This is a genomic window from Pseudomonas sp. NPDC087612 (assembly GCF_044743505.1).
Classification (GTDB): domain Bacteria; phylum Pseudomonadota; class Gammaproteobacteria; order Pseudomonadales; family Pseudomonadaceae; genus Aquipseudomonas.
On sequence record NZ_JBIUWO010000003.1, the window covers coordinates 66,593 to 86,935 of the forward strand.

General features: G+C 61.5%; 15 protein-coding genes. 12 read left to right on the forward strand and 3 right to left on the reverse strand.

Annotation, left to right across the window (positions count from 1 at the left end; all coding sequences use genetic code 11):
• Positions 1-26 precede the first annotated feature (26 nt).
• The 4 genes from ACIOVF_RS06605 (at position 27) to accC (ending at position 4,371) form a co-directional block, all read left to right on the forward strand.
• Complete coding sequence (locus tag ACIOVF_RS06605; protein ID WP_401288840.1) at positions 27-1,817, forward strand: protein-disulfide reductase DsbD; 1,791 nt, start codon at positions 27-29, stop codon at positions 1,815-1,817.
• Between the two features lie 171 nt (positions 1,818-1,988).
• Positions 1,989-2,441: a type II 3-dehydroquinate dehydratase gene (gene aroQ, locus ACIOVF_RS06610; RefSeq protein WP_028945755.1), complete on the forward strand. Its 453-nt coding sequence runs from the start codon at positions 1,989-1,991 to the stop codon at positions 2,439-2,441.
• Positions 2,442-2,539: 98 nt separating this feature from the next.
• Positions 2,540-2,998, forward strand: a complete 459-nt coding sequence (gene accB / locus ACIOVF_RS06615) for an acetyl-CoA carboxylase biotin carboxyl carrier protein (protein WP_093376528.1) — start codon at positions 2,540-2,542, stop codon at positions 2,996-2,998.
• 17 nt (positions 2,999-3,015) lie between these two features.
• Complete coding sequence (gene accC, locus ACIOVF_RS06620; protein ID WP_045197008.1) at positions 3,016-4,371, forward strand: acetyl-CoA carboxylase biotin carboxylase subunit; 1,356 nt, start codon at positions 3,016-3,018, stop codon at positions 4,369-4,371.
• Positions 4,372-4,459: 88 nt separating this feature from the next.
• Here the strand turns inward: accC and ACIOVF_RS06625 are convergent, their stop codons facing one another.
• Positions 4,460-8,443: a dermonecrotic toxin domain-containing protein gene (locus tag ACIOVF_RS06625; protein WP_401288330.1), complete on the reverse strand. Its 3,984-nt coding sequence runs from the start codon at positions 8,441-8,443 to the stop codon at positions 4,460-4,462.
• A gap of 187 nt (positions 8,444-8,630) precedes the next feature.
• On the opposite strand from ACIOVF_RS06625, the gene prmA reads away from it, so the two are divergent.
• The 8 genes from prmA to ACIOVF_RS06665 all read left to right on the forward strand — a co-directional run bounded on the left by prmA (position 8,631) and on the right by ACIOVF_RS06665 (position 19,038).
• A complete protein-coding gene (prmA, locus tag ACIOVF_RS06630) occupies positions 8,631-9,509 on the forward strand; it encodes a 50S ribosomal protein L11 methyltransferase (RefSeq protein WP_401288333.1) in 879 nt (292 codons plus the stop codon).
• A gap of 40 nt (positions 9,510-9,549) precedes the next feature.
• Positions 9,550-10,815: a DUF3426 domain-containing protein gene (locus ACIOVF_RS06635; protein WP_401288336.1), complete on the forward strand. Its 1,266-nt coding sequence runs from the start codon at positions 9,550-9,552 to the stop codon at positions 10,813-10,815.
• A gap of 212 nt (positions 10,816-11,027) precedes the next feature.
• Positions 11,028-12,041 (forward strand): tRNA dihydrouridine synthase DusB, encoded by a 1,014-nt coding sequence (gene dusB, locus ACIOVF_RS06640; RefSeq protein WP_045197001.1) that lies wholly within the window; start codon positions 11,028-11,030, stop codon positions 12,039-12,041.
• Positions 12,038-12,358 (forward strand): DNA-binding transcriptional regulator Fis, encoded by a 321-nt coding sequence (fis, locus tag ACIOVF_RS06645; RefSeq protein ID WP_003186237.1) that lies wholly within the window; start codon positions 12,038-12,040, stop codon positions 12,356-12,358. The genes dusB and fis overlap by 4 nt, the downstream gene beginning before the upstream one ends.
• Positions 12,359-12,440: 82 nt before the next feature.
• The gene (gene purH / locus ACIOVF_RS06650; RefSeq protein ID WP_401288339.1) at positions 12,441-14,048 is read left to right on the forward strand and encodes a bifunctional phosphoribosylaminoimidazolecarboxamide formyltransferase/IMP cyclohydrolase; all 1,608 of its coding nucleotides are present in this window, start codon (positions 12,441-12,443) and stop codon (positions 14,046-14,048) included.
• Positions 14,049-14,193: 145 nt separating this feature from the next.
• On the forward strand, positions 14,194-15,489 hold the full coding sequence (gene purD / locus ACIOVF_RS06655) for a phosphoribosylamine--glycine ligase (protein ID WP_213602567.1): 1,296 nt from the start codon (positions 14,194-14,196) through the stop codon (positions 15,487-15,489).
• A 135-nt stretch (positions 15,490-15,624) separates the two neighbouring features.
• The gene (locus ACIOVF_RS06660) at positions 15,625-18,396 is read left to right on the forward strand and encodes a response regulator (protein ID WP_401288342.1); all 2,772 of its coding nucleotides are present in this window, start codon (positions 15,625-15,627) and stop codon (positions 18,394-18,396) included.
• A 45-nt stretch (positions 18,397-18,441) separates the two neighbouring features.
• On the forward strand, positions 18,442-19,038 hold the full coding sequence (locus ACIOVF_RS06665) for a MarC family protein (RefSeq protein WP_093376541.1): 597 nt from the start codon (positions 18,442-18,444) through the stop codon (positions 19,036-19,038).
• Here the strand turns inward: ACIOVF_RS06665 and ACIOVF_RS06670 are convergent.
• Both ACIOVF_RS06670 and ACIOVF_RS06675 read right to left on the reverse strand, forming a co-directional pair.
• Positions 19,035-19,658 carry a hypothetical protein gene (locus tag ACIOVF_RS06670; protein WP_045196991.1) on the reverse strand — a complete coding sequence of 208 codons (624 nt, stop codon included), beginning with the start codon at positions 19,656-19,658 and terminating at the stop codon, positions 19,035-19,037. The two genes, ACIOVF_RS06665 and ACIOVF_RS06670, sit on opposite strands and share 4 nt — an antisense overlap.
• The gene (locus ACIOVF_RS06675) at positions 19,651-20,334 is read right to left on the reverse strand and encodes a hypothetical protein (protein ID WP_401288346.1); all 684 of its coding nucleotides are present in this window, start codon (positions 20,332-20,334) and stop codon (positions 19,651-19,653) included. The genes ACIOVF_RS06670 and ACIOVF_RS06675 overlap by 8 nt, the downstream gene beginning before the upstream one ends.
• Positions 20,335-20,343 lie beyond the last annotated feature (9 nt).

Here is a 20,343-nt window from a genome sequence, read left to right on the forward strand (position 1 = left end):
AGGCACTTTTGTACTGCGAGACCGCCATGCGCCGCCTGCTTTGCCTCCTGTTTCTGCTCCTGGCCTTGCCCGCCGTCGGCGCCGGCCTGCTCGACAATCGCCCCAGCGCCACCCTGGGCGCCGCGTCGCTGAACAACAGCAGCGACTTTCTGCCAGTGCACGAAGCCTTCAAGCTGAGCCTGGTCGAGGATCAAGGGCAAAGCCTGAAACTGCGCTTCGTCGCCGCCGACGGTTACTACCTGTACCGCCACCGCTTCCAGTTTCGCAGCGAGCCTGCCGACATAGCCCTGGGCACGGCGCAGATCCCCCCGGGTGAAGCCAAGCACGATGAGTTCTTCGGTGACGTCGAGGTCTATCACGGCATCCTCGACATCGAAATCCCCCGCCCGGCCAACGAACAACGCCCCTTCACCTTGCTGGTGGGCTACCAGGGCTGCGCCGACAAGGGCCTGTGCTACCCGCCGGAAACCGCACGCCTGAGCATCGATGGCATCACCAGCAGTGCGCCGCCAGCTACCACCACGGTCGCCAAGGCCGGCTGGGACTGGCAAGGCCTGCTGCTGTTCTTCCTCGCCGGCGTCGGCCTGACCTTCACCCCGTGTGTGCTGCCGATGCTGCCGATCCTCTCTGGCGTGGTGTTGCGCGGCCAGGTCGGTGGCGTACGCGGTTTTGCCCTGTCGCTGGCCTATGTACTGCCGATGGCTGCCTGCTTTGCCCTGCTCGGCGCGCTGATGGGCCTGTTCGGTGCCGGCCTCAACCTGCAGGCACGCTTGCAGTCGGCCTGGGTGCTGGTGCCGTTTGCGTTGTTCTTCGTGCTGTTTGCCCTGGCCATGTTCGGCCTGTTCGAGCTCAAATTGCCGCATGCCATCAGTAGTCGCCTGGAACGTCTGGTCGGCCAGACCAAGGGCGGATCGCTGATGGGTGCGGCGATCCTCGGGGTGTTCTCCAGCCTGCTGGTATCGCCGTGCGTGTCGGCGCCACTGGCCGGCGCCCTGCTGTATATCAGCGCCAGCGGCGATGCCCTGGGGGGTGCATTGAAGCTGTTCGCCCTGGGCCTGGGCATGGGCGCGCCACTGCTGCTGATCGCTACCGGCGGTGCGGCCTGGCTGCCGAAAAGCGGGCCATGGCTGGTAACGGTGAAAAACGCCATCGGCGTGCTGTTGCTGGGCCTGGCCATTGGCCTGCTCAGCCGCGTGCTGCCGGGGCAGGTCACGCTGCTGCTGGTCGGCCTGCTGGCCGCCGGTACCGCGGTGTTCCTTGGCGCCCTGGAGTTCACGGTGAAAACCACCCGGCAGCGCCTGGCGCAGCTGCTCGGCCTGGCCCTGCTGTTCTATGGGTTGAGCTGCTGGTACGGCGCCTTGAGCGGGCAGACCGACCCGCTGCGCCCGCTGCCTCAAGCCAGTAACGCCAGTACTGGTGCAAGCGCCCAGGCCAGCAGCGCCAGCGCCTGGCAGACCCTCACCACCCCGGCGGCGCTGGACAGCGCCCTGGCCGCCGCCAAGGCCGCCGGCCAGCCGGTGCTGCTGGACTGGTACGCCGACTGGTGCATCAGTTGCAAGGTGATCGAGCACGAGGTGCTCAATGCACCCGCAGTGCTAGCACAGCTGCAGGACTACCAGTTGCTGCGCTTCGATATCACAGAAAGCAACGCTGAACAGCGCGCCCTGCTCGACCGCTACCAGCTGTTCGGCCCGCCAGCGCTGTTGTTCTTTGCCGCGAACGGCAGCGAAATCACCGCCGATCGTGTGGTTGGCGAGATAAACGCCGGCGAATTTGCCGAGCATCTGACGCGCATTCGCGCCGATCTGGGTCTATAACTTCTTCGGGCCGCTAAAAAGCCGCTTTCGATGACCGAAATTAATAAATTAGTCACATATTTAGCGTGAATATCGGTCATCGTGCTGGCTATTGCTGGTAACTGGACAGTGCCCGCCGGTTTACGGCATAGTCGCCGCGCAAAGTTTCCTAACGATAAAAAGGAACCACAGATGGCAACGCTACTGGTGCTGCACGGCCCCAACCTGAACCTGCTCGGCACCCGCGAACCGGGCGTCTATGGCGCCGTGACCCTGGCCCAGATCAACCAGGACCTGGAGCAGCGCGCCCGCGCCGCCGGCCATCATCTGCAATACCTGCAAAGCAACGCCGAGTACGAATTGATCGACCGCATTCATGCCGCGCGTAGCGAAGGTGTGGACTTCATCCTGATCAATCCGGCGGCTTTCACACATACAAGTGTCGCATTACGTGACGCGTTGCTGGCGGTGAGCATCCCATTCATCGAAGTGCATCTGTCCAACGTGCACAAACGCGAACCTTTTCGCCATCACTCCTACTTCTCTGATGTCGCCGTAGGAGTGATTTGCGGCCTGGGTGCCAGCGGTTATCGCCTGGCCCTGGAGTCTGCCCTGGAACACCTGGCTGCTAACGCAAAGCCCTGATGACGAGAACCTGGCCTATGGGCCGGGGCTCACAAGAAACGTTTGCTAACACGTTTTTATATTTACGCCCCTGACCGAACCTTGGGAGTTGATGATTAATGGATATCCGTAAAGTCAAGAAACTGATCGAACTGCTGGAAGAATCTGGCATCGACGAGCTGGAGATCAAGGAAGGCGAGGAATCCGTACGGATCAGCCGCCACAGCAAGACTCCAGCCCAGCAGTACTACGCTCCGGCTCCAGTCGCCGCTCCTGTTGCCGCACCAGCCGCCGCCCCGGCCGCTGCCGCCGCTCCAGCCGAAGCTGCCGCACCAAAACTGAACGGCACCGTTGCCCGTTCGCCAATGGTCGGTACCTTCTACCGCAAAGCCTCGCCTGCCTCGCCAGCCTTCGTTGAAGTCGGCCAGACCGTGAAGAAAGGCGACACCCTGTGCATCGTCGAAGCCATGAAGATGATGAACCACATCGAAGCTGAAACCAGCGGTGTGATCGAATCCATCCTGGTAGAAGACGGTCAGCCGGTTGAGTTCGACCAGCCGCTGTTCACCATCGTTTGAACCGCGGAGAGCCAACGATGTCTGCGAAGCTGGAAAAAGTCCTGATTGCCAACCGCGGGGAAATTGCCCTGCGGATCCTGCGTGCCTGCAAAGAGCTGGGCATCAAGACCGTCGCCGTACACTCCACGGCTGACCGCGAACTGATGCACCTGGGCCTGGCAGACGAGTCGGTCTGCATCGGTCCTGCTTCGGCCAGCCAGTCCTACCTGCACATCCCGGCCATCATCGCCGCGGCTGAAGTGACCGGCGCTACCGCCATTCACCCAGGCTACGGTTTCCTCGCGGAAAACGCCGATTTCGCCGAGCAGGTCGAGAACTCCGGTTTTGCCTTCATTGGCCCCAAAGCCGACACCATTCGCCTGATGGGCGACAAGGTTTCGGCCAAGGACGCGATGATCAAGACTGGCGTTCCGACCGTGCCAGGTTCCGACGGCCCGCTGCCGGAAGACGAAGAAGAAGCCCTGCGCATCGGCCGTGAAGTCGGCTACCCGGTGATCATCAAGGCCGCCGGTGGCGGTGGTGGTCGCGGCATGCGCGTGGTGCACAAGGAAGAGGACCTGATCGCCTCGGCCAAGCTGACCCGCACCGAAGCTGGCGCAGCCTTCGGCAACCCGATGGTCTACCTCGAGAAGTTCCTGACCAACCCACGTCACGTGGAAGTCCAGGTCCTGTCCGACGGCCAGGGTAACGCCGTGCACCTGGGTGACCGCGACTGCTCGCTGCAGCGCCGCCACCAGAAGGTACTGGAAGAAGCGCCGGCACCGGGCATCGATGAAAAAGCCCGCCAGGAAGTCTACAAGCGCTGTGTCGATGCCTGCATCGAGATCGGCTACCGTGGCGCCGGCACCTTCGAGTTCCTCTACGAGAACGGTCGTTTCTACTTCATCGAAATGAACACCCGTGTTCAGGTGGAGCACCCGGTTTCTGAGATGGTCACCGGTATCGACATCGTCAAGGAGATGCTCAGCATCGCCGCTGGCAACAAGCTGTCGTTCACCCAGGATGACGTGGTGATTCGCGGTCACTCGCTGGAGTGCCGGATCAACGCCGAAGACCCGAAGAAGTTCATCCCGAGCCCAGGCACGGTCAAGCATTTCCACGCCCCGGGTGGCAACGGCGTTCGCGTCGATTCGCACCTGTACAGCGGTTACGCAGTTCCACCGAACTACGACTCGCTGATCGGCAAGCTGATCACCTACGGCAAGGACCGCGACGAAGCCATGGCACGCATGCGCAATGCCCTGGACGAGATCGTCGTCGACGGCATCAAGACCAACATCCCGCTGCACCGCGACCTGGTGCGTGATGAAGGTTTCTGCAAAGGCGGCGTCAACATTCACTACCTGGAACACAAACTGGCTAGCCAGGAGTGATTCGGCAGTGATGTAAAAAAGACCCCGGTCCACTGGACCGGGGTCTTTTTTTGTCTGTAATCATTGGTGAAAAACGCAGCAAACCCTATTACTGAGTCAGCACCACAATAGAAATGGCCTGCTGCTCAATCTGCGCTTGTGTCGCCTGCCCTCCCTGAGGATTGCGAACCACACTATTGGCGTTCTCCACCAGCGGGTCCCTCCTGAAGCGCGCCATAAAATTTCGCGCCCTCATGGCGACTGAATCCCTGGCACCGCCATTCACCGTTCCCAGCACGGGACCGTAGAAACCTGCGACCTGGTCCTGCGATGTCCTGAACACCGAGGTCGCACCATTGCGCAGATCCAGCGCCACACCATAAGTATTGCCGAAGCAGGAGGAGTACGACCAGTAGTCCCAGCTCGGCTGCAGCCCGTGGCGGCGCATCACCTCCCTGACGGGGCCGCCAATGTCGGCACCACCCGACAACCAATCACCCCCAACCAGGGTAGAGCGAATATTCTTCGCTGCAGCGGCTCCCCCTAGCGATTCCGTCACCTTCTTGACAGCATCTTCGATCAACGAACGGATGTTGTGGTCGAAATGAACAACTGCCCCTGCCTTGGTAAGCGGGTTGTACATCGATGCGATCACACAAGTCTGGGCATTGAGTGAATACAGGTAATTATCCGCTTCTGTACTAACAAATCGTGCCACTACCGCTTCGCCCTGCATTGCCCCCCGCGCCGGGGATGGTTGAACATGACCGGGAAAAGCCTCTCGCAGATCGCTGACATGTCCTAGGTTGGACACGACTTCGTTGCCCCCTCTGATGCCCGGAGGGCTGTACTGCCATTCGCCATTCGCCCGCCTACGAATACCTAACTTGTAACTTGACCCTCTGTTACGCGGATTGATCACACTCAAGCCGATGAAGGCCTGATCGTCGACTACCTCGAAGTATTTGTCTTTGCTCTTCACGTAGCGCTTCTGGCTGCCGGGGTCGCGGTATGTACCTTGCCAGATGCCCTCTTCGGTCACTTGCTCCAGCTTGTTAGGCTTTCTCGCCACTGCCCAGCTATCAAAACGCCAAAGCTGCATCTCTGATTGGGCCGCCTGTCGCCCGCCCATCGCCGTCCGGCCCCTGGAAAAAGCGTGAGACAGCGGCCTCACACTCTGTTTCAAGGTTACGGCCCCTCGCCAAAAAATCCTGGCAATCCCCCCAAACTCAGCGAACAGCCCCCCCCAAGACGCCTCCAACCAGTGCACCAACGCGCCAGATGTGTCGCCCTTGCTATGAGACTCGACCGCCTGCTTGATGCTGAGGGTCAAAAACGCAATGTCCAGAATCAAAACAAATGGCGGACAAACCATGCATATCGGCGCAGAAGCGAAGAGCACGCCCTTTATGACTTGGCCCTTTATCACTTCGGCGCGACTGGTAGTGATGTCTTCCACATCGGTAATTGCACGTTCAATATAGGCATCGAACTCGGCATCGACATCGGTTACACGATTGAGTTCGCGCAAGGCGTCAAGGTGCCCCGTACCGTCGGACAGATTTCTCAGCGAGCGCTTCACTGAAGTACGCGCCGTCAGTGCTACCCGCTCAACAACATAGTCACGCAACGTGCCTGACGCCTGCGCGGAGAAATCCTGGTATCGACGAAGCACCACACCATTCGGCGCGTCAGGCATGTACAGCCAATCTTCTGCAGTGTCCTGATCGATCACGCGAAACACATAGGCGCCGACGACAACGTAACCGCTGACAGTAAACTTGAACACGCCGCTACGCTGCGCAACTGTTCCAGGTGTAATGTCACTGTCGGCAGGCCTCATCACTCCCAGTAAGGAAACTAGCCGGGAGAGCTGAGCGTGTTCGTCAACGCTCAAACGCGACCTGGCTAACGCAACCCGCAGATCGCGATCCATCCTGACCAGCAGCGTGTTACCGTAAATGCCGCGGCGCTTTGTATAGAGCGAGTCCTGGGAATCGAGAAACTGCGCACGGATCTTCTGCGCATACTTTTCCCCTAGATAGGCTCTTCGAACGTATTGTGCAAGATCAGCACTTCGAACCTGACTGAGGTCTTGCCCAACCGATGACCGCACGCCCCTGTTGGGGTTGTCGATACCCGAGTTATCGTCGTACCCGTAGATTGCCAGATCTACAAGGTTGGCAGTAAGCGACGCGCCATCCCCCAGCCCAGGCATATAGTCGATTTGAATCGTTTCGGGATCGACGGGTTCCAGCACCCCCTTTTCACGCAAATAAGGCGTGATTGCTTCCTTCACCGTTCGTTTTGCGAATAACGCGAACACTTCATAGCTTTTCATCTGCTCGGTGAACGTCTTCTCGAGCACCTGCAGTTCTTTGTTCAAGCTGCTGATGACCCGTCGCTCATCAGCCGCCGACTGCGTATACCAAGGGGGGGAGTCTTCCCGCTCAACCTGCTGCAGATGATTGACCTGCTCCATCGCGACCGCATCTTCAATGCATGCACGAAACCCTGTCACGGCCCCCCTGAGATCCTTGCTCTGATCCCATAAGATCGGCTTGTCCTGCACAGCGGCAAAATGTGCTTGCGCCGCTTCACGATGAACTGGCGATAGCTGTTGCAACAGGTACTCACGACCCTCCGCGCTGGCAGTCCATTTGCCGACCTCCTCACTCATAGCAATAAGGGAGTGCAACGCTATCCACTCTTGACCACCAGGTTTCCCGGGGGCATACAATAATAAATCGCTGATTACACCCGCCCTGTCTTCACGATAAAACAGCAAAATATCGACGCATTTCATCGTAGCGAGAAGGGTCAAACCGCAAACCCGTAGAACACGATCGGATGCTTCCTCCGTCTCGTCCCCCCACACTTTTTCAAGATCGTCATAACTGGTAACTTTCATATGACCTGCGCAGCGCGCCATGAATGCACTTTGCTGCAAACGCGCCTTACGCAAGTCGAACAGAGCCTCCTTGACATCGGATCGGTCATACTTCTGCTTAAGTGCCTGGAGGTAGCCGGCCGGGGCATCTATTTCTGCCATTAGCCCGGAAATGAAAGCGCTTGAAAGCGGCTGATTGCGCAGCCTATCGCTGACGACAGCGATATTGGACACGGCGTCCTTACGTAGCGGGCCGGATGCCAGCAACTCACTCAAGCCGCCCTTCTGCACCTCTTTGCCACTGCGAATTTTCCAGTCCATTTGCACGTGAATGTCATCGGGGTCGACAACAACATCCAACTCAAGACTGATGTACTCCTTGGCTAGTTGCCGAGCGTAGCCACGCAAGGAACTCACCTCTCCCATCAATTTTTCCAACACTGCTTGCGCATGTGCAGAACGCTCATGACACGCACGCAACATCGCCAGGTTGGTTTTATCAAGAACCCGTAACCACTCAGGCGTCTGCGACCGGGCTATTGCATCGAGCTCCGTGCACTCCTGCGGCGTTGCCAACACTCGCAACGAGACCGGTTGCCGCCAGGCATTCTGCAGTTCTACAATTTTTTCCCTTAGATCGCTGGCGCCCTGCCCGACCAGGTTGGCAGGCTCAAACAGCACGTCGATCGCGGCCTGGTGCTCCTCCAGCCTGCGTTTGACCAAACGCTCAAACGCCCCTTTCCCCACCAGGCTTGCCGTCGCAACTTTCCAGTGACGCGCAAGGTAATCCTTGTAGTTATCGATGAACGTAACCACCGCCCCCCCTATCGCTTGCGTCACAGCGTCCTGACGCCCGGCATCAATCCTCTGCGGCCACGCGCCCGGCCACTGATAGGGCATATCTTGCTCAGGGTCAGCAGTTGCCGAGTCCGGGTCGATGATCCGCTCCAGCACCTTACTGGTCAGCGCAGTAATAAAATGGGGGTCAATATTTCCCTCCTTGTAGATCGTCCGCAGCTCGACCAACAGAAGTTCTTCCAACACTCCCAAGAGCGTTGATTGCGAGAGCAATAGCGGGTCATAAGCCGCTTTCCACTCGACCAATCTTTCCAGAACATGGACAGTGGACACCCCAGGAGAAGGCGTAGCGATTATGTCGCTCGTATCGTTGATGCTCCGACGGGGGTCAGTGTTGTGGTCCATTACATTGCTCCTCTTCAAAAGACCCATCATCCTGATCCGTCGCAGTGAGCATTGTTGCTACATAGTTACTACCCCGCCAGGCGCTGCGGCGACTGCCGTGCTTATCCACTTTAACGACGACCTGGCGTACACTGCGCGCTTTCGCAGCCCTGGGCTGCCCCTGTAGATTTTTCCAAAGGTGCCCGCCATGCCTTGGCTGCAAGTACGTCTGGCCATCAGCCCGGAACAAGCCGAAACCTATGAAGATGCCCTGCTCGAAGTAGGCGCCGTTTCGGTCACCTTCATGGATGCCGAAGATCAGCCGATCTTCGAACCCGACCTCAACACCACCCCGCTGTGGTCGCATACCCACCTGCTGGCACTGTTCGAAGCCGATACCGACGCCAGCGCGGTGTTCGCCCACCTGCAGTTGCTGACCGGCGCCGAACTGCCGGAGCACCAGGCCGAAGTCATCGAAGACCAGGATTGGGAACGCAGCTGGATGGACAACTTCCAGCCGATGCGTTTCGGCCAGCGCCTGTGGATCGTGCCAAGCTGGCACGCGGCACCGGAGCCTGAGGCGGTCAACCTGCTGCTCGACCCGGGCCTGGCCTTCGGCACCGGCACCCACCCGACCACCGCACTGTGCCTGGAATGGCTCGACGGCCAGGACCTGAAAGACACCCAGGTGCTCGACTTCGGTTGCGGCTCGGGCATCCTCGCCATCGCCGCGCTGCTGCTCGGTGCCCGTGAAGCGGTCGGTACCGACATCGACGTGCAGGCCCTGGAAGCCTCGCGCGACAACGCCGGACGCAATGGCATCGCCGACGAGAAATTCGCCCTGTACCTGCCCGAGCACCTGCCGGCCATGCAGGCCGACGTACTGGTCGCCAACATCCTCGCCGGCCCGCTGGTCTCGCTGGCCCCGCAACTGTCCGGGCTGGTACGTCCGGGTGGCCTGCTGGCGCTGTCGGGGATTCTCGCCGAACAGGGTGATGAAGTTGCCGCGGCCTACGCCAAGGACTTCGACCTCGACCCGATCGCCGTACGCGATGGCTGGGTACGCATCAGTGGTCGCCGCCGCTAAGTGCGCCTAGAATAACCTTCTGCATAACCCGGACCGCCGCATGACCGACAGTTTCGTCACCCAGTGCCCGCATTGCCAGACCAGCTTTCGCGTCAGCCACAATCAGTTGAGCGTGGCCCGCGGCATGGTGCGTTGCGGCGCCTGCCTGCAAGTGTTCAACGCCGCCCGGCAACTACTGGAGCAAAGCGCGGCGCAGAACCCGCCTGCAGCGCCGGTGCCGGTCGAGCCAGTGGCGGAGCCCGCAAAAGCACCGAGCCAGCACGAGTGGAGCGCCGCCGAGCTGGACCTCGACCAGCTCGACCTCGATCAGGAGCTGGCGCGCCTGGAACAGCGCGAAATCCAGCCGACCACCGAGTTCAAGGCCGCTGCACCACGCGAAGAGAGCCTCAGCGCGCACCGCGACAGCCCCGAGCAAGACGACCAGCACTGGCCCGACAGCCTGTTCAGCAGCCCGGCCGCCGAGCGCGAGCACCTCAGTGCCGAGTTCGACGCGCCGCAACCGCCGCTGATCGAGCAGGAAGCCCTGGACCTCGCGCCGGCACCCGGCGAGCGTACCGAGCCGTCGCTGTCGCTGGATGCCATCGATGACGACCTCGACGCCCCGCTGGCGCCTGCCGCTGCGCTACGCGCCGATGATGACGAGCTGCCCGGTGAGCGCCTGTCGGCGCGCGAGCCTGAAGACCACCTGGACAGCCCCGAACCCGAGCTCGACGAGCGCCGCGAACCGGGCCTGGGCCCGGTCAGCAACCGCCCGGCGCGCAAGGAGCCGCTGCTCGACCTGGTCGACGATCCGATCCAGCTCGACTGGCAGAAGCCCAAGGTCAACTGGGCCCGGCGCCTGCTGTGGATCCTGTTGATTTTGCTGGCCGCTGCGGCCCTGGCCGGCCAGTACATCTGGTACCAGTTCGACGAACTGGCCCGCCAGGACCGCTACCGCCCGTGGTTCCAGGCGGTCTGTCCGACCGTCGGTTGCCAGGTGCCGTCGCGGGTCGATATCGCCCGGATCAAGAGCAGTAACCTGGTGGTGCGCAGCCACCCGGACTTCAACGGCGCCTTGATCGTCGATGCGATCATCTACAACCGGGCGCCCTTCGCCCAGCCGTTCCCGCTGCTGGAGCTGCGCTTTGCCGACCTCAATGGCCAGTTGATCGCCAGCCGCCGCTTCAAGCCCACCGAGTACCTCAGCGGTGAACTGGCCGGCAAGGGCGAAATGCCCAGCCAGACGCCGATCCACATCGCCCTGGACATCCTCGATCCGGGCCCCAAGGCGGTCAACTACAGCCTGTCGTTTCGGTCGCCGGAATAGTCGGCGAGCGGCAAGCTGCAAGCGTCAAGCCACAAGGAAAAGCAGCCCCATGCGCTGATCCGTTTTTGCTTGCGGCTTGAAGCTTGCAGCTTGAAGCTCAAAGCCAACTGTTCAGATTTTATCCAAATCGATCTTTATCCGGTCACCGAGAGCGGGTATCATGCCAACCCTTTTTCGAACTCTAAGATCGGCCCCCACAACAGGGAACTCCTATGTCGGCGGTACGCATCGGCCCATACACACTGCAGAACGCCCTGATCCTCGCGCCCATGGCCGGGGTCACGGACCAGCCCTTTCGTCAGTTGTGCCGACGAATGGGCGCAGGCCTGGTGGTGTCGGAGATGGTCAGCAGCGACATGAGCCTGTGGAACAGCCGCAAGTCGCGCCTGCGCATGATTCACGAAGGTGATCCCGAGCCGCGCTCGGTACAGATCGCCGGCGGTGACGCGCAGATGCTCGCAGCGGCGGCCCGGGCCAACGTCGAGGCCGGCGCGCAGATTATCGACATCAACATGGGCTGCCCGGCAAAAAAAGTCTGCAACAAGGCCGCAGGCTCTGCTTTATTGAAAGATGAAGCCCTGGTCAGCGAAATCCTCCACGCGGTGGTTGCCGCCGTGGACGTGCCGGTCACGCTGAAGATCCGCACTGGCTGGGACAGGGCCAACAAGAACGGCCTGACTGTGGCGAGGATCGCCGAGCAGGCCGGGATCCAGGCACTGGCGGTACATGGACGCACACGCGCCGACCTCTACACCGGTGAAGCCGAATACGACACCATCGCGGCGATCAAGCAGGCGGTGTCGATCCCGGTTTTTGCCAATGGCGATATCACTTCGCCAGAAAAAGCCCGGGCGGTGCTGGATGCCACCGGTGCCGACGGTCTGCTGATTGGCCGGGCTGCCCAAGGGCGGCCATGGATCTTTCGCGAGATCGAGCATTACCTGCGTACCGGCGAAAAACTGCCGGCACCGCAGCTGGACGAAGTGGAACGAATTCTGCTGGAGCACCTGACCGCGTTGCACGCCTTCTATGGCGATGTGATGGGCGTACGTATCGCCCGCAAGCACGTTGGTTGGTACCTGGCAACGCTACCGGGCGCCAAGGAGTTTCGCGCCCAGTTCAACCGTTTGGAAGACACGCAAGCGCAGTGCGCCAACGTTCGCGGCTTCTTCAGCGAGCGTGAACAGAGCCTTGAGACAGAGGACGGACAAGGGGTGGCCGCATGACGATGATGACCGAGACTTTAGTGAGTGGAACAACGCCCGTGAGCGACAACGTCAACCTGAAACAGCACCTGAATACGCCGAGCGAAGAGGGTCAGACCCTTCGCGGCAGTGTGGAAAAGGCGCTGCACAACTATTTCGCCCATCTGGAGGGCGCGGCCGTCACGGACGTGTACAACCTGGTGCTCTCGGAAGTCGAAGCGCCGTTGCTCGAAAGCGTAATGAACTACGTCAAGGGCAACCAGACCAAGGCCAGCGAGCTGCTCGGGCTCAACCGCGGCACCTTGCGCAAGAAACTCAAGCAGTACGATTTGTTGTAAGCAAGCATCCAAACCAGAAAAGGCGGCTCCCATTCGATGAGGTCGCCTTTTTTGCTGACTCCACCGCGTTATGGAATCTGAAATGACCGACCAGACTACCCGCCTGCCGATCCGCCGCGCCTTGATCAGCGTCTCCGACAAGACCGGGATCCTTGAATTCGCCCGTGAGCTGCAACAGCTCGGCGTCGAGATCCTGTCCACCGGCGGCACCTTCAAGTTGCTCCAGGACAATGGCGTTGCCGCGGTGGAAGTTGCCGATTACACCGGCTTCGCCGAAATGATGGACGGCCGGGTCAAGACCCTGCACCCGAAAATCCACGGCGGCATCCTCGGCCGTCGCGGTACCGACGACGCCATCATGGCCGAGCACGGGATCAAGCCGATCGATCTGGTCGCGGTCAACCTCTACCCGTTCGAAGCCACTATCTCCAAGCCGGGCTGTGACCTGCCGACCGCCATCGAGAACATCGACATCGGCGGCCCGACCATGGTCCGCTCGGCGGCCAAGAACCACAAGGACGTCGCTATCGTGGTCAACGCCAGCGACTACGGCCAGGTCCTGGAAAGCCTCAAGGCCGGTGGCCTGACCTACGCCCAGCGCTTCGACCTGATGCTCAAGGCGTTCGAGCACACTGCAGCCTACGACGGCATGATCGCCAACTACATGGGCACCGTGAACCAGGCCGCTGAAACCCTCAGCACCGAAGGTCGCAGCGAATTCCCGCGGACCTTCAACAGCCAGTTCACCAAGGCCCAGGAAATGCGCTACGGCGAGAACCCGCACCAGAGCGCGGCGTTCTATGTCGAGGCCAAGCCTGCCGAAGCCGGCATCGCCACCGCGGTGCAGTTGCAGGGCAAGGAGCTGTCGTACAACAACGTGGCCGATACCGACGCCGCGCTGGAATGCGTGAAGAGCTTCGTCAAGCCGGCCTGCGTCATCGTCAAGCACGCCAACCCGTGCGGCGTGGCGGTCAGCCCCGACGCTGAAGGCGGTATCCGCCAGGCTTACGAGCTGGCGTACGCCACCGATACCGAATCGGCGTTCGGCGGCATCATCGCCTTCAACCGCGAACTGGACGCCGAAACCGCCAAAGCCATCGTCGAGCGTCAGTTCGTCGAAGTGATTATCGCCCCGAGCGTCAGCGACGAAGCCCGCGCCGTCGTCGCAGCCAAGACCAACGTGCGCCTGCTGGCCTGCGGCGAGTGGTCGGCAGAACGTGCCGCTGCCTGGGACTTCAAGCGCGTCACCGGCGGCCTGCTGGTACAAAGCCGCGACATCGGCATGATCACCGAGGGCGACCTGAAAGTGGTCACCAAGCGTGCGCCGAGCGAGCAAGAAATCCACGACCTGATCTTCGCCTGGAAAGTGGCCAAGTACGTCAAGTCCAACGCCATCGTCTACGCCAAGAACCGCCAGACCATTGGTGTCGGCGCCGGCCAGATGAGCCGCGTCAACTCCGCCCGTATCGCTGCGATCAAGGCCGAGCACGCCGGCCTGCAGGTGCAGGGCGCGGTCATGGCATCGGACGCGTTCTTCCCGTTCCGTGATGGCATCGACAACGCTGCCAAGGTCGGCATCACCGCGGTGATCCAGCCAGGTGGCTCGATGCGCGATGCCGAAGTCATCGCCGCCGCTGACGAAGCCGGCATTGCCATGGTCTTCACCGGCATGCGTCACTTCCGTCACTGATACCAGGACCTGGTGCCAGGCTCTGTGGGAGCGGGCTTGACCCGCGATTGCGATCTGTCAGTTACAGCGCATCGCGGGTCAAGCCCGCTCCCACAAGAGTCCCGCCAACCAGCATTATCCGAATTAGCTTCATAGAGGTTTTGACATGAACGTTTTGATTATCGGTAGCGGCGGTCGTGAACACGCCCTGGCCTGGAAAGTCGCTCAGGACCCACGGGTCGAAAAAGTCTTCGTTGCCCCGGGCAACGCTGGCACCGCCACTGAAGCCAAGTGCGAGAACGTCGACATCGACGTCAGCGCTTTGGAGCAACTGGCCGATTTCGCCGAAAAAAATGTCGCCCTGACCATCGTCGGCCCTGAGGGCCCGCTGGTTGCCGGTGTCGTCGACCTGTTCCGCAGCCGCGGCCTGGACTGCTTTGGTCCAACCAAGGGCGCGGCCCAGCTGGAAGGTTCCAAGGCCTTCACCAAGGACTTCCTGGCGCGCCACAAGATCCCGACTGCCGACTACCAGAACTTCACCGAGATCGAGCCGGCCCTGGCCTACCTGCGGGAAAAAGGCGCACCGATCGTGATCAAGGCCGACGGCCTGGCCGCCGGTAAAGGCGTGATCGTCGCCATGACCCTGGGCGAGGCCGAAGACGCCGTGCGCGACATGCTCGCCGGCAACGCCTTTGGTGACGCAGGTTCGCGCGTGGTGATCGAAGAGTTCCTCGACGGCGAGGAAGCCAGCTTCATCGTCATGGTCGACGGCCACAACGTGCTGCCAATGGCTACCAGCCAGGACCACAAGCGCGTCGGCGACGGCGACACCGGCCCCAACACCGGCGGCATGGGCGCCTACTCGCCAGCGCCAGTGGTCACCGCCGACGTGCACCAGCGCGTCATGGACCAGGTGATCTGGCCGACCGTGCGCGGCATGGCCGAGGAAGGCAACGTCTACACCGGCTTCCTCTATGCCGGCCTGATGATCGATAAAGCCGGTAACCCGAAAGTCATCGAGTTCAACTGCCGCTTCGGCGACCCGGAAACCCAGCCGGTCATGCTGCGCCTGGAGTCGAGCCTGGTGCTGCTGATCGAAGCCGCTTTCGCCAAGGCCCTGGACAAGGTCGAAGCGCAGTGGGATCCGCGTCCGAGCCTGGGCGTGGTGCTGGCTGCTGGCGGCTACCCTGGCGACTACAGCAAAGGCGCGGTCATCCACGGCCTGGATGCTGCAGCGCAGATTGAAGGCAAGGTGTTCCACGCCGGTACCGCGCTCAAGGACGGCCAGGTAGTTGCCACTGGCGGCCGCGTACTGTGCGCCACCGCCATGGGCAGCAGCGTCGAGTCGGCCCAGCAACAAGCCTACCGCCTGGCAGCCGAGATCAACTGGGACGGCAGCTTCTACCGCAAGGACATCGGCTACCGTGCCATTGCCCGCGAACGCGGTGAACACCAGGAGTAAACCGGTGCCTGGTGGCAGCGGCGCGACGAGCGCCCTGCCCCCGGCTCGTCGACAGGGCCCGCCATGGGCCTTGCCTTCGGCTTGGCGCGCCGCGCATAGTTACCATCCGGCATTTGGCTAAGAAAGGATTTCGTCTTGCGTTGGCTCAGGATTGCCATTGGTCTCACTGTCAGCTTGCTGACCCTGCTCTGCCTGTTCCCGGCCGTGGCCGAACAGGGCAGTGGTTGGGCGGTATTGCTTGACGACCAGGCCAGCCTGCAATTGAGCGATGTACGTTCCGAACGCTACCGCAACCAGTTCAGCCCCCTCGAACTCAACGAACTCAACGCTGCCACGCCCGACCAGGCGTTGTGGCTGCACTATCGGCTGGAACCCGGACAGCAGGAAAAACTGCTGCGGGTGTTCGCCCCCGACCTGTCACGGCTGGACCTCTACGCCCTGCAAGGCGACCGGCTGATCAAGCAGATCCACAACGGTCGCCAGAGCGACAGCGGCGACCCTTACCTGCGCAGCAGCGACCATGTCCTGGCCCTGCCCAACAGCACGCAACCGCTGGATGTGTACCTACGCCTGGTGTCGGAACACCAGCTGCGTCCGGCCATCAGCCTCGAGCCTGCCGCCCAGGCCGCCGCCGACCAGCGCCAGCCGCTGTTCTTCGGCCTGTTGTTCGGCTGCCTGCTGATGCTGATGCTGCACAACCTGATCCGCTTCGCTTACTCACGCTCCAGTACCAGCCTGGCCCTGGCGGTCTACCACGCGCTGATGCTGCTCAGCGCACTGATTCTGCTCAACCTCAGCGGCCCCTGGTGGAGCCTCTGGCATTCGGCACAAACACCGGCAGCCTACCTTACTGCCCTGCTGGCATCGCTGGCCGGCCTGACCTTTACCCTGCGCTTCTTCACGCCTTGCGAGCAACCGCGCCTGAGTCGCCTGCTGCAGGGCGAGATGCTGCTGATCGCGCTGTGCGGCCTGTTGCTGTTGTTCGTCGATACCTTGCCGCTGAACCTGATGACCTATGCGCTGATGGCCGTCGGTAGCCTGAGCATGCTGCTGGTGGCCAGCTACCACTGGTACAAGGGGTACGCCCCGGCGCGGCTGTTCGCCCTGGCCATGCTGGCGTTCAATATCGGCTGCCTGGTGGTGTTGCCGGCCCTGCTCGGCCTGACCCGCACGCCGACCCAATGGCTGCTGTTCATTCTCCTCGGGCTCACCAGTTTCAGCGGCCTGCTGCTCAACCTGGCCGTCAGCGAGCGCTTGCGGCGCATCAGCGAAGAGCGCTTCAGCGCCAGCCGCGAACTGGCCGCCAGCAACGCCGAGATCAACGCCAAGGCCGAGTTCCTGGCCAAGATCAGTCACGAGATCCGCACGCCCATGAACGGCGTGCTGGGCATGACCGAGCTGCTGCTCGGCACCCCGCTGTCGGTCAAGCAACGCGACTACGTGCAGACCATCCACAGCGCCGGCAACGAGCTGCTGACCCTGATCAACGAGATTCTCGACATCTCCAAGCTCGAATCCGGGCAGATCGAGCTGGATGACGTGCAGTTCGACCTCAATGCCCTGATCGAGGATTGCCTGAGTATCTTCCGGGCCAAGGCCGAGCAGCAAAACATCGAACTGATCAGCTTCACCCAGCCGCAGGTACCGCGGGTCATCAGTGGCGACCCGACGCGTCTGCGCCAGGCCTTGCTGAGCCTTTTGGAAAACGCCCTGAAGAAAACCGACCAGGGCGAGATCCTGCTGGTGGTCGCCCTCGACCAGCGCGGCGACAGCCCGCGCCTGCGCATTGCCGTGCAGGACAGCGGCGAACCGATCCCGCCGGGCGAGCGCGAAGCGCTGCTGCAGGCAGAGCTGCACAGCAAGCACTTCCTCTCCAGCAACAAGCTCGGCGGTCACCTGGGGCTGGTGATCGCCAAGCAACTGATCACTCTGATGCAGGGCGAGTTCGGCATCAAGACCAGCCACAACATGGGCAACACCCTGTGGATGACCCTGCCGCTCGACCCGCACCGCCTCGAACAGCCACCCACCGACCTCGACGGCCCGCTGCGCGGCGCCCGGGTGCTGGTGGTGGACGACAACGACACCTGCCGCAAGGTTCTGGTCCAGCAGTGCAGCGCCTGGGGCATGAACGTCAGCGCCGTGCCGTCGGGCAAGGAAGCCCTGGCCCTGTTGCGCACCAAGGCGCACCTGCGCGATTACTTCGATGCGGTGCTGCTCGATCAGAACATGCCGGGCATGACCGGCATGCAACTGGCGGCGAAGATCAAGGAAGACCCGAGCCTGAACCACGACATCCTGCTGGTGATGCTCACCGGTATCAGCAACGCGCCAAGCAAGGTCATCGCCCGCAATGCCGGGGTCAAGCGCATCCTTGCCAAGCCGGTGGCCGGCTACACCCTCAAGACCACCCTGGCCGAAGAGCTGTCCCAGCGCAGCAAGGGCCAGCCGAGTATCTCGGTGCAGACCGGGCTGTCGGCGCCACTGAACCTGCCCAGCGATTTCCGCATCCTGGTGGCCGAGGACAACAACATCTCGACCAAGGTGATCCGTGGCATGCTCGGCAAGCTGAGCCTGGAGCCGGACACCGCCAGCAATGGCGAGGAAGCCCTGCAGGCGATGAAGGCCAACCATTACGACCTGGTGTTGATGGACTGCGAAATGCCAGTGCTCGATGGCTTCTCGGCCACCCAGCAACTGCGCATCTGGGAAGTCAGCAACCAGCGCCGGCGCACACCGGTGGTGGCCCTGACCGCGCACATCCTCGCCGAGCACAAGGAACGCGCACGCCTGGCCGGCATGGACGGGCACATGTCCAAGCCGGTGGAACTGTCGCAGTTGCGCGAGCTGATCGAGCATTGGGTGGCGCATCGCGAAGCCGAATCAAGTCAGATTCCAACCCCGTAATTCGCATACACTTGCTCCACATCACCCTTGCCGCGAGCCTCGACCATGCTCCATGAGTTGTTCAGCGTCTACCTGAAAATGCTCGTGCTCTACAGCCCGTTCTTCGTGCTCTCGTGCTTTATCAGCCTGACCCGCGGCTACTCCAGCAAGGAGCGCAAGCAACTGGCCTGGCGCGTGGCAATCGCCGTGCTGATCGCCAGCGTATTGCTATACCTGTTCGGCAGGGTGATCTTCGGCATATTCGGCATCACCGTGGATGCATTTCGCATCGGTGCCGGCAGCGTGCTGTTCATTTCCGCGCTGGGCATGGCCCAGGGCAAGTCGGCGGTGCAGACCGACAACGTGCAGCAGGATGTAACCATCGTGCCGCTGACCATCCCCCTGACCGTCGGCCCCGGTACCATCGGTGCACTGCTGGTAATGGGGATAGGCCAGCCGCACTGGGACGACAAGCTGCTGGCCATCGTCAGTATTGCCATGGCCAGCTTCACCGTCGGCCTGGTGTTGTACCTGTCGAACCGTATCGAGCGGATTCTCGGCGACCAGGGGTTGCAGATTGTCAGCCGCTTGATGGGTTTGTTTGTCTGCGCCCTGGCGGCGCAGATCATCTTTACCGGGATCAAGGGTTACCTGGTGCCCTAGAACTCAAGATCAAGGATTTCGCGCCAGGCAATAGCTTGCAGGCTGCGCTCTACCCTGCTTCTGAACTGCTGATCAAACAGACGGGTGTTAAAGCGCACCAGCTCGGCCCTGACCTGCTGGTGCCGGCGTTTACGAAACAGAAAGCCGGCGGTGATTTGCGACTGCTCAAGCTCTTCGTAATACAGCACCATATCCACCGAGCCATTTTGGCCCGGCGCACACGGCAACAACTGAAACACGCCCTGCTCACGCGTACGCCGCTCAAACTGTACCAAGGCCCTGGCGTCCTGCTTGAGCCCCCGCATGGCCAATTCCGTCGAACTTGCATACTGGCTGCCGGCGACGGCCGAGATAGCCTTTAGCGCGCTATCGACAACATCCGAGCGCTCGTTGCCCGGCCAATGGACCTCGCTAGGCGGCACCGCGTCCCAGCCGTAGAACTTCAGTTTGTTCTTGTAATAGCTGAACCAGTCCTGAACCTGGCCCTGCTCGTGGACAAAGCGCGTTTCCTGCTCGGCCTGCAGTATTGCCAGCTGTACCGAGCTGCGCTGCCCCGGCGACAGGCCGGGCATGAACGACATCAGGCTTGCGCCCACTACGGCTACCTGTTGTTCACTCATGGATGCCTCCTGGCAGATTCCTGGTCAACGAAGGATGCTCTTGTTGCTTACGCTCGATCAAAGCTCGCAACTGAACACGCTGCGGCTCGTACTGCTGACCATCCAGATGCGCCACCAGCCCTTTGACCAACACCTCACCCTGAAACCCCTTGGCAAGCAACGGCCCCTCGATACTGACCTGCTCTACCGGCTCCGACGCATGCAAGGCGATGCTGCACAGGCTGATGACAGGCCCCGGATGAACCAGGCCAATCTCAAGGGCAATACGCGTGCCACACTCGCGACCTTCGAAAGTGAAGCCGCGAAACTCATCCAGGCTGCTCTGCGTGCCTTTGAGCGTGCCCAAAGCCGCTTCAATGATGCCGTCCGCGGTCTCGTACTGGCTGTCCAGCCACAGGCGCAACGGCTGAATGGGCGCCAGCAACGAGCCGGCGCTTGCAGACTGCGTATCGTGGTAGAACTGGGTGATGATCCACCCCCGCGCCGAAAGTTCCTTTCGGTAACTTCCAAACCAGGCTTGATAGTTCTCGAAGCGCGACCCGGCCAGCTTGTTGGCCCGCAACTGCGAATACAGCAGCGAGTCGAGCACCGCCTGGCGCTGGGCAGGCGCCACTTGCGGGGCAATCAACAGCAAGGTTCCGCCAGCCGTGCATACCGAATAGTCATCCGTTTCCATGATCTTTGC